This is a genomic window from Devosia sp. (assembly GCF_030689745.1).
Classification (GTDB): domain Bacteria; phylum Pseudomonadota; class Alphaproteobacteria; order Rhizobiales; family Devosiaceae; genus Devosia; species Devosia alba.
In genome coordinates this window covers 1-12425 of the sequence record NZ_JAUYGL010000177.1, presented here as the reverse complement: position 1 = coordinate 12425, position 12425 = coordinate 1, and the positions used below count along the sequence as shown (strand labels likewise).

11 protein-coding genes, 2 tRNA genes and 1 pseudogene are annotated in these 12425 nt (G+C 61.5%); 9 read left to right on the top strand and 5 right to left on the bottom strand.

Translation table 11 applies throughout. The annotated features are described in order from the left end of the window. A partial coding sequence (locus Q8O80_RS15460; RefSeq protein ID WP_305580822.1) for an MSMEG_1061 family FMN-dependent PPOX-type flavoprotein occupies window positions 1-436 on the top strand: 436 nt, incomplete at its 5' end. Between the two features lie 62 nt (window positions 437-498). Here Q8O80_RS15460 and Q8O80_RS15455 read toward each other — a convergent pair. The 3 genes from Q8O80_RS15455 to cpdR form a co-directional block, all read right to left on the bottom strand. After that, a tRNA-Val gene (locus Q8O80_RS15455) sits at window positions 499-573 on the bottom strand. Between the two features lie 29 nt (window positions 574-602). Continuing rightward, window positions 603-677 (bottom strand) — tRNA-Val (locus tag Q8O80_RS15450). Between the two features lie 232 nt (window positions 678-909). Continuing rightward, on the bottom strand, window positions 910-1269 hold the full coding sequence (gene cpdR / locus Q8O80_RS15445) for a cell cycle two-component system response regulator CpdR (protein ID WP_046105558.1): 360 nt from the start codon (window positions 1267-1269) through the stop codon (window positions 910-912). Between the two features lie 191 nt (window positions 1270-1460). Between cpdR and Q8O80_RS15440 the strand changes: the two genes are divergently transcribed. The 4 genes from Q8O80_RS15440 to Q8O80_RS15425 all read left to right on the top strand — a co-directional run bounded on the left by Q8O80_RS15440 (window position 1461) and on the right by Q8O80_RS15425 (window position 5820). Then, complete coding sequence (locus Q8O80_RS15440) at window positions 1461-2357, top strand: N-formylglutamate amidohydrolase (protein ID WP_305580818.1); 897 nt, start codon at window positions 1461-1463, stop codon at window positions 2355-2357. An 89-nt stretch (window positions 2358-2446) separates the two neighbouring features. Beyond that, window positions 2447-3235 (top strand): histidinol-phosphatase, encoded by a 789-nt coding sequence (gene hisN, locus Q8O80_RS15435; protein WP_305580816.1) that lies wholly within the window; start codon window positions 2447-2449, stop codon window positions 3233-3235. Between the two features lie 779 nt (window positions 3236-4014). Then, window positions 4015-4377, top strand: a complete 363-nt coding sequence (locus Q8O80_RS15430) for a DUF4168 domain-containing protein (protein ID WP_305580814.1) — start codon at window positions 4015-4017, stop codon at window positions 4375-4377. Window positions 4378-4584: 207 nt separating this feature from the next. Continuing rightward, window positions 4585-5820, top strand: coding sequence for a mechanosensitive ion channel family protein (locus tag Q8O80_RS15425; protein ID WP_305580812.1), 1236 nt, complete (start codon window positions 4585-4587; stop codon window positions 5818-5820). Between the two features lie 498 nt (window positions 5821-6318). Here Q8O80_RS15425 and Q8O80_RS15420 read toward each other — a convergent pair whose 3' ends face one another. Then, window positions 6319-6726 carry a RidA family protein gene (locus tag Q8O80_RS15420; protein WP_305580810.1) on the bottom strand — a complete coding sequence of 136 codons (408 nt, stop codon included), beginning with the start codon at window positions 6724-6726 and terminating at the stop codon, window positions 6319-6321. Between the two features lie 118 nt (window positions 6727-6844). Between Q8O80_RS15420 and Q8O80_RS15415 the strand changes: the two genes are divergently transcribed. After that, on the top strand, window positions 6845-7741 hold the full coding sequence (locus tag Q8O80_RS15415) for a LysR family transcriptional regulator (protein ID WP_371136220.1): 897 nt from the start codon (window positions 6845-6847) through the stop codon (window positions 7739-7741). 764 nt (window positions 7742-8505) lie between these two features. Here Q8O80_RS15415 and Q8O80_RS15410 read toward each other — a convergent pair. Continuing rightward, on the bottom strand, window positions 8506-9477 hold the full coding sequence (locus Q8O80_RS15410; RefSeq protein ID WP_305580808.1) for an alpha/beta hydrolase: 972 nt from the start codon (window positions 9475-9477) through the stop codon (window positions 8506-8508). A gap of 390 nt (window positions 9478-9867) precedes the next feature. Between Q8O80_RS15410 and Q8O80_RS15405 the strand changes: the two genes are divergently transcribed. The 3 genes and pseudogenes from Q8O80_RS15405 to Q8O80_RS15395 form a co-directional block, all read left to right on the top strand. Then, entirely contained in the window at window positions 9868-10326 is a 459-nt protein-coding gene (locus tag Q8O80_RS15405) for an Hsp20 family protein (protein WP_305580806.1), read from the top strand. A 134-nt stretch (window positions 10327-10460) separates the two neighbouring features. After that, complete coding sequence (dps, locus tag Q8O80_RS15400; RefSeq protein WP_305580804.1) at window positions 10461-10934, top strand: DNA starvation/stationary phase protection protein Dps; 474 nt, start codon at window positions 10461-10463, stop codon at window positions 10932-10934. A gap of 474 nt (window positions 10935-11408) precedes the next feature. After that, a pseudogene (locus Q8O80_RS15395) lies at window positions 11409-12425 on the top strand (glutamate synthase subunit alpha); the annotation flags it as partial.

Below are 12425 nucleotides of genomic sequence, written 5' to 3'. Positions count from 1 at the left end.
CGATCAGCCCGGCTTTGTCCGCATCCATGATGACCAGACGCTGATGATGCCCGACCGGCGCGGCAACAACCGCATCGATTCGCTGCGCAATATCGTGCGCGATCCGCGCTGCGCCTTTCTCTTCCTCCTGCCGGGCAGCGGCACCACTTTCCGCGCTCAGGGCCGGGCCCATATCAGTGTCGATCCAAACTTGCTCGACAGCTTTGCCGTCGCGGGCAAGCCCCCTCGGTCGGTCATCGTCATGGCAATCGACGAACTCTATTTCCAGTGCGCCCGCGCCATCGTCCGCAGCGAGCTGTGGAACCCGGACCGGCATATCGATCCCGCCACGCTGCCCAGCCCCGGCGAGATCCTCGCCGCCATGACCGACAACCAGGTCGGCGGCGAGGCCTATGACACCGCCTGGCCGGAGCGCGCCAGACAGACCATGTGGTGATGTGCAAAAGAAGCGCAGCAATGTGGTATTTGCAGACCGCCTTCACCGGGATCGAAGGCAAATGGTGGGAGTAACAAGGATTGAACTTGTGACCCTTCGCGTGTGAAGCGAATGCTCTCCCGCTGAGCTATACTCCCATCGCCATTGGCGAGTTTGTTCAGAGAGATGGTGGGCGTAACAAGGATCGAACTTGTGACCCCCTCGATGTCAACGAGGTGCTCTCCCGCTGAGCTATACGCCCATCTCTCCGGGAAGGCAGAACCGTAAAGCTCTGCCAGTGGCGCGGATAGACCATGAAACCCGCTGGAGGGTCAAGTACTCTATTTGAACTTGTGAGATCATGTGGAAACTCGCTGCAGCGAGTCAGATGGAACGGGGTTCGAGAACCCGAGCAGAGCGTACATCACCACGTGAGCACCGGAAGCGGAGAAGCCCGCTTCAGGGGGCCGCCACAGCAGAGTTTACGCGTGGTCTCAGGCGGCAAGCAGCCGCTCGACCTCATTGACCAGATCCTTGAGATGGAACGGCTTGCTGAGCACCGAAGCGTCCTTGGGGGCGTCGCTATCGGGGTTCAACGCCACGGCGGCAAAGCCGGTAATGAACATCACCTTGAGGTCAGGATCGAGCTCGGTGGCGCGGCGTGCCAGTTCGATACCATCCATTTCCGGCATCACGATATCGCTCAGCAGCAGCGAGAACGGCTCCTCGCGCAGCCTTTCATAGGCCGACAGGCCATTGTCGAAGGAAACGACCTCATAGCCCGCATTCTTCAGAGCGCGCGTCAGAAACTGGCGCATGTCATTGTCGTCTTCTGCGAGCAGAATTCGCTTCATCGGGTCTCTCCGGCCGTTGGGCATGAGTCGTATTCTAGAGCGGGATGTTTAAGCGAAGTTTGCGCTTCTGCAACATCAACCCGATTCCCGTTGGTAAAATACCGCAATTGTGGACAATTCTGTCACAAACGGCGACACTGGGCCGGCAAATCAGCGACGCGCAGCTATTTCGCGCCAGTTCGGGGAGGCATATGCGGTCTGACTATTGGGATCGGCCGGCATTTGAAACCATCCGGCCACGCCGGCTGCTGACGCCACTGGTGTTCAACTCACCCCATTCCGGCCGCGTCTATCCCGAGCGCTTTCTGGCCATGACCCGGCTGGATCACCTGTCGATCCGCCAATCCGAAGATGCCTGGGTTGACGAGTTGTTTGCCCGGGCCCCCCATCTTGGCGCGCCCATGCTGCGGGCGCATTTCCCGCGCGCCTATCTCGACGTCAATCGCGAGCCGTGGGAACTCGATCCCACCATGTTTATCGAGCCGCTATCGGATCGCTTCAACACCACCTCGCCCCGCGTGGCCGCCGGGCTGGGCACGCTGGCGCGCGTCGTCGCCGAGAACAAGCCGATCTATCGCGACCGGCTGAGCATGGCAGATGCGCACATGCGCATCGATGGCATCTACCATCCCTATCACGCCGCGCTGCAGCGCCTGCTCAGCGAAGCGGTCAATGCCTTTGGCGTGGCCCTGTTGATCGATTGCCACTCCATGCCGCGCATTACCCGCGCCCATGACAAGGCTGCGCCCGATATCGTGCTGGGTGATCGCTATGGCACCACCTGCGCTCCCGGTCTGGTCGAGCTGACGGAAACCATTTTCACCAGCGCCGGCCTGCGGGTCGCCCGCAATCGCCCCTATGCCGGCGGCTTTGCCACCCGCACCTATGGCCGCCCTCAGCATGGCGTGCACGCGCTGCAGATCGAAATCAGCCGCCACCTCTATATGAACGAAGTCACCCTGAACAAGAACGAGGGCTTTGAGGCCATTCGCGATGTGGTGGAACGGCTGATCTTCGCCCTGATCGGCCTCGATCTGGTCTCGCTGGTTGGCAGCCGGGCCCTGCCCGAAAAGGCCGCCGCCGAGTAGTCAACGGCGCCATATTTCAGTAGACCTCATGGCGAGCCTGTCGAACCACGCGGTCGTGGCGCGGTGTAGGCCCCTGCTATGATTGCCCCATGACCCTCGACATCGCCAAGATCCAGACCACATTGCTGGCCGCTGCGGACGCCGCCGCCGCTGTTACCCTGCCCCTGTTCCGCACCGATCTGGGCATCGACAACAAGCTGGCTGCCGGCTTTGATCCGGTCACCGAGGCCGACCGCAGCGCCGAAACCGCCATTCGCGCCATCATCGCCCAGGCCTTTCCCGACCACGCCATTATCGGCGAAGAATGGGGCAGTTCCGGCGAGAGCGAATTCACCTGGATCATTGACCCGGTCGATGGCACCCGCGCCTTCATTACCGGGGCGCCTGTCTGGGGCACGCTGATCGGCTTTGCCCATAATGGCGTCGCCATTGCCGGCCTGATGAGCCAGCCCTTCATCGGCGAGACCTTTCTGGCCACGCCCGGCGGCGCCACCTATCGCCACAACGGACAGACCCAGCCCCTGCGCGCCAGCGGCCTGACCGAACTGGCGTCAGCCCGGGTTTTTACCACCACGCCATCGCTGTTCAATTCACCTGAACTGCTGGCCAAGTGGCAGGCGCTGGAGGCCGCTACGCGCCTGCAGCGCTTCGGCCTCGACTGCTATGGCTACGCCCTGCTCGCCGCCGGTCACGCCGACATTGTCATCGAGCCGTTCCTGAACACCTATGACATTGCCGCCCTGGTACCGATCATCCGCCAGGCCGGCGGCGCCATCGCCTGCTGGGACGGCAGCGAGCCCACCGGCGGCGGCAATGTCGTGGCCGCCGCCACGCCTGAGCTGTTGGAAAAGGCACTGGCGCTGGTCAACGCCAACTAGCGCTGCCCCGCTTCGAACCCGCCGCCACAATCCTCTCCCGTGTGGGGAGAGTGGCCTCGCAGGGGTCGTATTGGGGATGCAACAGCGCAGCCGGTGGTCACACATCCCCCCACAAGTCTGCCCACAAGCAAAGAAGGCGGAGCGCGCTCAAGACGCCCGCCCGCCGGGTCATTCCGGCGCAGCCCGGAATCCATCCCGAGATGCCCGCGTGACCATGTCAACATGAGTGCTAACGGCAACTGCCGACCCCATTTCGGCTTGCAGCATTCTTTGGTGCGCTGAAATCTGCCGCAGTTTCGATTGCCTGCTACCCCACCGCGCGTCACCCTCGGGCCTGACCCGAGGGCTCTTCACGTGTCGATGCCAACGCGGAGATTGCGCCATTCGTGGCTTTCGGACCGCTTCTCATCCGAGCACCTTGAAGTCCAGGGCCCTCCGGTCAGGCCCGAGGGTAACGACCGGTGGGTGGAACGATACCGGGATCGAAATGGGAGGGATGGCAGAAAACGACCCTTTTCAGTTGTTCCAGCCAATTCATTCGATGCTCGAAAGCGGCCATTCGCCGTTGACGTTCCGGCGATATTTGTCGGCTTGATGGGCGGCGGAGAACTTCGCCACATGAGGCTGCGATCGCATCCCAAAAGTCGCAAGATGACCATTGTCGCATCACATTCTCGTCAACCTTCTCGATGAGGCTGCGCTCGTCGCCTTCGCGGCAACTCGAGAGAACTGAGCGTGATCGTTTTTCGGCGCGTTCTCAAAGAGCCAAAGGATATCTAATGAAGTTTCGTCAATTCACCGTGGCTGCTATGGCCAGCCTCCTCATGGTTTCCGTGCAGACCACTATTGCTGGTGCACAGGAAGTGCCGGCGGTTCCTGCCAGCGAAGAACAGGTAGAGGCCTTTGCCGCTGCCTATGTTCAGGTGAGCCAGGTAAATCAGACATTTGAGCCGCAGTTGGCCGCCGCCGAGACCGAGCAGGACAGGCTCGCATTGTTCCAGCAAGCGCAGCAACAGATGCAAGAGGCGGTGCAAAGCAGTGGCTTGAGCCTCGATGAATATAATGGAATTTACAACCAGGCCCAGGCTGATCCGGACTTAGCCGCCCAGATCCAGACGCAACTGCAACAGCCCGCGCAGTAAGCCTGCCGGCACCGGCCTCAACGTTACCGTTGGGGCCGGTCGCATTTCTGCACCTCGTTGAAGAACGGGTCCCAGAATGGAACCGGCGGTCGTTCCATCCGCTTACTCACTATGGCGTCATCCTCTCCCATCTCCCACAAGACCAACCCCGCTGTACTATCGAGCCTATTGCGGATAGTCGCGCTCCTGCTGATCCTTGTAGGACTGATGGCGACTACCCAAGCAGCCGCGCAGGACAGTCAGACCTCGGTTCGTCTCGATGGACGCATTCTTTTCCGCGTGAGCGCGTCCGCCGATGCTACCTCCGAGCAGCGCGCAACACGGGTCGAACAGCGCCTGCAGGCGCTGCTGCCAACCCTGGACAATCCCGCCCAAGCCCGCATTGTCAGTTCGGGCAGCACGAGACTGGTCACGGTTTCGGGGGTGTCGGTCGCCACGGTTACGGCCGAAGATGCCGAAGACAGCATTACCACGCTCGATGTTCTGGCCGAGGAATGGCGCCAGGCCATCGAACAGGAGCTCGAGGTGAGCCGCCAGCAACGCCTCGGGTTCGGCGGCCGGTTCCTGGCCGAAATTCGAGGCGCTATCGGCACCGCCTTTTCTATCACCTCGGAATCCTCAGGAGCCGTGATACCCCGCGTGCTGGCCGCCGGGCTCATCCTGGCGAGCTTTGTCCTCTTGGCGCGTATCGTGGGCTGGGGTATGAGACAGGTTTTCCGGCGACTGCGCGCCGACAAGACCCTCGAAAACCTCATCCGCCAGCTTGCCTATTACATGATCGTACTCATGGGCCTGCTGATCGCAGCAGGTGCCCTGGGGTTCAGCCCTGAGGCAGTGGTCACCGGGCTTGGATTGACCGGGTTGGTGCTCGGCTTTGCACTCAAGGACATTCTGTCCAACTTCGTCAGCGGCCTGCTGATCCTGGCCATGCGGCCTTTTGAGATCGGTGACCAGATTGCCATCGGTGACACCGAAGGGGCGGTCGAACGGATCGAATTACGGGCCACACAGATCCGAACTTATGATGGACGGGTCGCCCTGGTGCCCAACGCCGAGGTGTTCACCTCCCGGATCGTCAACAACACCGCCGACCCGGTACGGCGCGGCAATGTCCTGGTCACGGTGGGTCTTGGCAGCGACATTCGCAAGATTTCGGCTCTCCTGACTGACAAGGCGCAGTCAGCGCCGGGCGTATTGCCCGATCGCGCTACGTCGGTTCGCGTGGAAGATGCCAATGACGAGACCGTGGTGCTCAATGTTTCCTTCTGGACCGATTCCCGCCGGTCGGACTTCAAAGATACCAGCTCTCAGGTGCGCTTGGCAGCCATCGATGTCTTGATCAGTTGTGGCCACCTGCCGCCAGACCCAGCTATGCGCCGCCTTGAACTGGACGATCCGGCAGCGTGGCGCCGGGCTTTCAGCGCAGCACCTGATCCTGGCTAAGCTGTTTTTCGAGCACGTCCTGCACATAAAAGCGTAGCACCATGACGCGGGTCACAGCGAGCAGCGGCGTCGCGAGCGCCACACCAAGTTCACCAAGTATCGCCCCCATAAGCATGAGGAAGGCAAGTGAGTGCGCCGCAGGCGTGCAGGGTCTTGCCTGTTTCCGTCAAGACGTCGGATGTCTGCTGCCGGCGGTTTACCGGGACCAGCATCACCAAACCCTTGAGGTAGCGTGAAGGGCTTATGGAGAGGAATACGCCGAGAAGAATACCACCAATAGCTGACGGTCAGGAATCCACCCCGAAGAGGCCATCGCCTCGACTTGAGCGGACCGGCTGCTTTTGGAAAATCGGAAAGGCGGTCTGAACGGCCGATATGGGGCGCGTTTTTGCCTGGCAGCTGCCGACCCCTGTTCCGCCATACGAGATCATCCTTTACGAACCAGAAAGCAGACACGGGCTCTGGGTCTGGCAGGTCGAGTAAGGGAGGCCGGCACCGTCATTCCCCAGGCAACTGCACGACCATTTCGATCTCGAGAAGAAATTCAGGCGAGGCAAGGCTCTGGACGCCAACGCCAGTGAGGCCCGGCCTGGCGCCATTCAAGAAAGTCGCAAGCTTGCCCATCACGATTTCCACGCTCGACGGCTTGAGGTCGACGATATAGATGCGCAATTGGATGATGTCACGCGCTGCACCGTCTAACGCGGCAAGGGCGCGAGACAGGTTTTCGATGACGATATCGGCCTGCGCGTGAAGGCTCCCGGGCACCGGCAGTTCGTCGTCGCTGATAGCCACCTGGCCGGACACAAAGGCCATGCGGCCCGTGTGGGCGATGGCGATCTGCGAATATCCGATGCTTTCCGTTTGCGGTAAGGTGTTGGGGTTGAGCAGGGTCGGTGTGGTCACGGGGTGGTCCTTTCCTGAGTAATTGAGCGCGTGACAGCGCGCATCGAACTCAGTATCGAGGAAAACGCTGGCGAATGGTTGTCTTCAGTCTGGCGAAACTTAGTCTACGGAGATGATGTTGGACGGCGGCGATGTAGACGATATCCGGGCGTTCATGGCCGTTGTCGACGCCAAGGGGTTCGCGGCGGCAGGCAGGGCACTAGGCCTTTCGCGCTCGGCATCTGCAAAGGCGGTCGGGCGGCTTGAAAGCAAGTATGCAACCCGCCTGCTCAACCGCACCACTCGCTCGCTGGCGCTCACCGATGCGGGACAGGCTCTTTACGAAAAAGGGGTCGAAATCACTTCGGTTCTCGAGGGAGCGGAAGCAAGCCTGGCCGGAGATGTGGCGCATCCGCATGGCACGCTCCGCCTGACCGTGCCCGACGCTTTCGGGCGGCATTTCGTTCTGCCGGTGATGGCGGACTATCTTCAGCGCTGGCAAGACGTTCAAGCAGAAATCAGCTTTTCGGACACTGTGATCAACATGGTGCAGCATGGTTACGACCTTGCCATCCGCATTGGTGTAACCAGCCCAGATCCAGGCCTGATCATGCGCGTTCTGCGCCACGAGCCGCTGGTCCTTTGCGCCGCGCCTGCCTACCTTGAAAGACGTGGCTCGCCTGAACGCGTGGAGGATCTCGATTACCACGACCTTCTCTTTTACGAACACGCAGGCGCTCGACAGAACTGGAGCCTTCGCGACGCGGAGGGGCGGATCGTTGCTGCACGCGGGCGGAGCCGGCTGCGCATGGACAACGGGGCCGCGCTTTACGAGATGGCGTTGGCGGGGAGCGGCCTGGCGCTACTGCCGCTGTTTCTCGTTGAAGCGGACGTTGCGGCGGGACGGCTACGGAAAGTCTTGCCCTGGACCACACCCGAAGGCGTGCCGGTCGTCGCGCTCTATCCGCACCGTCGTCATCTGGAAGCCAAGGTTCGCCATTTCATTGATATGCTTGCGGACCGTCTCGACAAGTGAGCGGAGGCGGCAGCGGACACCAACCAGGAACACATGCGGGCTGCATACTTGATGGAGAAAATCGGCCTGCGGGATCATTGCGACGGCGTTTTCAACTCTGCGGCTATCGGTCGAGTGTCAGGTTGGAATACGGTCGAGTGGGGCGAAGAAAGCTCGCTGTCTTCTGCGCTGGCACAACCTGGATTGGGAACGTCGAGCCCGCTCTAAAGTCGTTCCGCTTTTGACGGAGCGACAGCCACAAGCCGCCGGTCCGCTTGCCACCCCAAATCTGCCGCCGTGTTCGCATTGTTCCGCTCTGTTCTTGATTCCGTTTATCCCCGCCCCCAGAACGTCTGCCATACTGCTGCCCATGCCCCCGCAGCTGCGCGGTCGCGACGAACGGTCAGGCGGGGGAAGCCGGATGATGGAGGGTCGCTTCCATCCAACGGCGCGGTTGGACAACTGGGCCCGGAGACTCCCCGGGTCACATGCTTTCCCGATCACCGGCTGCACCGGCTCGGGATCTGTGCCGACGCCAGCAGGGCGTCGGCGGGCAGGCCGGCATGGGCGGAGAAAGGACGCAAGTCCGCCAGCTTCAACTGTGACCCGCGAGCCATCCGGAAAACATGGGGCAAGATTTGCTTCATTTTTATCGCCGGACGACCGGCACCGAGGCGAATCTTGCCCCATGTCGCAGCAACCGCAGCCAGGCGGCGCTTTGGCGCGTCCCTATGGCAATGGACCCGGCGCAAACCAAACCGCCGCAGCCAGGCAGTAGATCGATCTCAGCCGCTCTGCTCGGTAATAAACGCATCGAACGCCGCGAACACCTGGCCGCGAATGGTATCGGTCTCCATGAACAGTTCGTGGCGCGCGCCGGCGATCACTACATGCCGCCCGGTACGCAATTGCAGGCCCAATTGCTCCGTGGCATTGGTGGACACCACGGTGTCGCGCGCCGCCGCCAGCATCAATAGCGGGATTTTGATCCGTCCCGGAAAACTGTCGCTTCCTGCCGCCGCCATGGCCGCCATCGCCGCTGCCACCCAGCGCACGGTTGGCGCGCCGATTTCAAGGTCGGGCCGCGCCTTGACCACATCGACCATGCGCAGATAGCGCAGCATGTCGCCGGTCAGCGGATTGTCGGGAAAGCTCGTTTCGGAGGCTGGCCTGTCGGCCTTGCGACTGACCGGCATCCGCCCCAGCCCGACAAAGCTCAGCGCTTCGGCCGCCCGCGCCATACCCGCCATGCTCAAGGGCTGCCGGTCCAGCGCCACCATTGGCGCCGACAGGAAAACCCGGTCAAACATCAGCCGGTCCTTGGCCGCGGCGAACAGTGACACCAGCCCGCCCATCGAGTGGCCCACCAGATAATAGGGCGGCGGGCATTCGGGCAGCAGGATGTGGCCGTGAAAGCTCTTCAGATCAGTCCAGTAGTCCTCGAATTTGTCGACATAGCCCAGCCGGGGATTGCCAATCAGCCGGTCCGAGCCGCCCTGTCCGCGCCAGTCAAACGTCGCCACCGCGAAGCCGCGCTTGCGGAAATCGGCGATGGTCTCGAAATATTTCTCGATGAATTCGGTGCGCCCCTGCACCAGGCAGATGGTGCCGCGCTGCTTGCCGGCTGATTTTGGCCAGAAGGCAAAGCGCAACTGCACATTGTCCGCCGTCTTGAAATAGCCCACCCGCGCCCCCTCCGGCAGCGGATTGGACGCAATGTTGACCAGGCTGGGGCCATTGGGATCGACGATGTTCATGACGGCTTCCGGACTTGGGGACCACCGACTTAGAGCAAACGCCGGGCAAAAAGAAAACCAGCATCCCGGGGGATACTGGTTTCCATTGTGACGGCCCGTGCGGGGGGGCGGATGACGGGCCGCGTTGGCAATGCTGAAGTCACCCTCAGCACCTGTCTGCTTGTAGCGTCCCATGCCTGAACCCAGTTGCACCGGACTGTTCATTTTCGGTTCAGCACAGCGTGGCGTTGACCCTCTTGAACCGGCAAATTTGCCCCCCATATCTCAATCGTCCGCCGGCCTTGCCGGGGACCCCGACCTCGAAATCATCGGTTTGCCTATTGCTGGGAGCCGCGATGAGACGACAGCGAGACCACCGGGAATCCACGTTGCTTTACGGAGAATGTGACTATGCAGACCATCGATTTTTCCCCCTTCTATCGCTCCACGGTCGGCTTTGACCGGGTTTTTAACCGCCTCGACAATCTGGTCGGGCAGGAAGCCAAGACCTACCCGCCCTACAATATCGAGCGCACAGGTGATGACACCTACCGCATCTCGATTGCAGTGGCTGGCTTTGCCAATGGCGACATCGCCATCGAGACCAAGGAAAACAACCTTGTGGTCAAGGGCGCCAAATCGGCCGAGACCGCCGACAAGGCCCGTGAATTCCTCCACCGCGGCATTGCCGAGCGGGCCTTCGAGCTCCGCTTCCAGCTGGCCGACTATGTTGAGGTGAACGGCGCCGTCCTTGAGAACGGCCTGCTCCATCTTGAGCTGAAGCGCGAATTGCCCGAGAGCAAGAAGCCGCGCTCCATCGAGATCAAGTCGGGCGAGCAGCCCACCATTGAGGATCAGTCGGTCAACTAGCACCGGCTGCCCACGGGAACCCTGGAGGCGCGGCGTCAAGTCGCGCCTCATTTGCATCTGCTGAGGGAACTTCCCCGCACCCCGCTGGTTGATCAGCTAGCTCATTCCAGCGTCACCGTTGCAAAGGACCTTCCATGAAAACCCCCGCCATTGCCCTTAAGGCCAATGCCAAATCGACGGTCATCGACATTCTCAATGCCCGGCTGGCCGATTCCATTGATCTGGCCCTGATCGTCAAGCAGGCCCACTGGAACCTCAAGGGCCCCAATTTCATCGCCGTGCACGAAATGCTTGATCCGATGCGCGCCGCCATTGACGGCCATGTCGATGTGATCGCCGAGCGCGTCGCCCAGCTCGACGGCATTGCCCTGGGCACCAGCCAGATCGTCGCCAAGTCCAGCACGCTGGCGGCCTATCCCACCGATATCCGCAAGGTCACCGATCACCTGCAGGCGCTGGCCGAACGCTTTGCCAGCCTGGCCAATCAGGTGCGCGAGGACATCGACGCCACCGATGAGGCCGGCGACGCCGATGCCGCCGATATCCTGACCGCCTATTCACGCGATCTCGACAAGAACCTCTGGTTCATCAAGTCCCATCTCGAATAGGCAATCACTACCATTTGCTGCGTTCAAGGGGCGTTTTCATCCGGGAGCGCCCCTTTTGCCGCCTGCCAAAGCGGCAAGTCCTACGCATTCCTACGCAAATGACGGCAATGTCCTATTTTTTGTGCCACCAACCCGGCAAAGTCGCTTGCTCCTGGTTTTGAATTATGCAAATGTGTGTTGGATAGGGCAGCACAACTGTCCTATATGACGCGTCGCCCCGCTCTCCGCGGCCAGCGCGCGCGCCTGATCCGGCTGGCCCGCTCCCGATGAGCGGAAACGGAAGGGCGGGGCTGCTACAGCCCGAACGAGCGGCCATTTGGATGCAGCGCCGCTTCCCACGGAACAGACATCGCGATAAACCGAGCCGTGCCCGCGCACGACCCGCGTCGGCGATGTGTCCGCAAATTCGGGCCGGCAGCCGCCGGTGTGGTATAGTCGGCGAGCAAGTTCGCCACAGCGCAAGGATGACAAGACATGGTGACCAGCCAGGCAGGAGCATGCCAAACGCCAACACGTTCACCAGCCGCTGTGCCTCTCAGTGGACGGCCGGCGGCCCAGGGACTGTACGACCCCAAACATGAGCACGATGCCTGTGGCATCGGCATGATTGCCAATATCAAGAACCGGCCCAGCCACGAAGTGGTGCAGAAGGGCCTCGAAATCCTCGAAAACCTCGAACATCGCGGTGCCGTGGGCGCTGACCCGCTCATGGGCGATGGCGCCGGCATTCTGGTGCAGACCCCCCACAATTTCTTCAGCAAGGTGCTGCCCTTCCCCCTGCCGGAACAGCACCACTACGCCGTGGCGATGCTGTTTTACCCCAATACGGACGGCCTGCGCGATCGCGTCGCTGCGGTAGTCCATGCCTGCATCGCGGCCGAAGGCCTCAGCGTGCTGGGCGAGCGGGTCGTGCCCACCGACAATACCGCTCTCTCCGCCGGTGTTATCGCCACCCAGCCCATTATTGAACAATTGGTGATCGCCCGTCCCGACGGCCTGACGCTCGACGAGTTCGAGCGCAAGCTGCTCATCGTGCGCAAGGTCATCTCCAACACCGTTTATGGCACCGTGCCCGAGAGCCACAGCGACAACGGCTTTTACGTCGTCTCGATGTCCGCCCGCACCATTGTCTACAAGGGCATGTTCCTGGCCTTCCAGCTGGGCGCCTTCTACACCGATCTGCATGACGAGAGCTTCGAGAGCGCCATTGCCCTGGTGCATCAGCGCTTTTCGACCAATACCTTCCCCTCTTGGAAGCTGGCCCACCCCTACCGCATGACCACCCATAATGGTGAGATCAACACCATCCGGGGCAATGTGAACTGGATGGCGGCCCGCCAGGCCTCGGTCTCATCGCCCCTGTTCGGCGATGACATCGAAAAGATCTGGCCGATCTCCTATGAGGGCCAGTCCGACACCGCCTGTTTTGACAACGCGCTCGAATTTTTGGTGCGCGGCGGCTATTCGCTGCCCCATGCCGCCATGATGCTG

Coding starts and splice junctions, on each gene's coding strand:
- Q8O80_RS15405 (WP_305580806.1), top strand. CDS start 9,868: ATGCAGACCATCGATTTTTCCCCCTTCTATCGCTCCACGGTCGGCTTT.
- cpdR (WP_046105558.1), bottom strand. CDS start 1,269: ATGAAGCGAATTCTGCTCGCAGAAGACGACAATGACATGCGCCAGTTT.
- dps (WP_305580804.1), top strand. CDS start 10,461: ATGAAAACCCCCGCCATTGCCCTTAAGGCCAATGCCAAATCGACGGTC.
- Q8O80_RS15425 (WP_305580812.1), top strand. CDS start 4,585: ATGGCGACTACCCAAGCAGCCGCGCAGGACAGTCAGACCTCGGTTCGT.
- Q8O80_RS15410 (WP_305580808.1), bottom strand. CDS start 9,477: ATGAACATCGTCGATCCCAATGGCCCCAGCCTGGTCAACATTGCGTCC.
- hisN (WP_305580816.1), top strand. CDS start 2,447: ATGACCCTCGACATCGCCAAGATCCAGACCACATTGCTGGCCGCTGCG.
- Q8O80_RS15430 (WP_305580814.1), top strand. CDS start 4,015: ATGAAGTTTCGTCAATTCACCGTGGCTGCTATGGCCAGCCTCCTCATG.
- Q8O80_RS15440 (WP_305580818.1), top strand. CDS start 1,461: ATGCGGTCTGACTATTGGGATCGGCCGGCATTTGAAACCATCCGGCCA.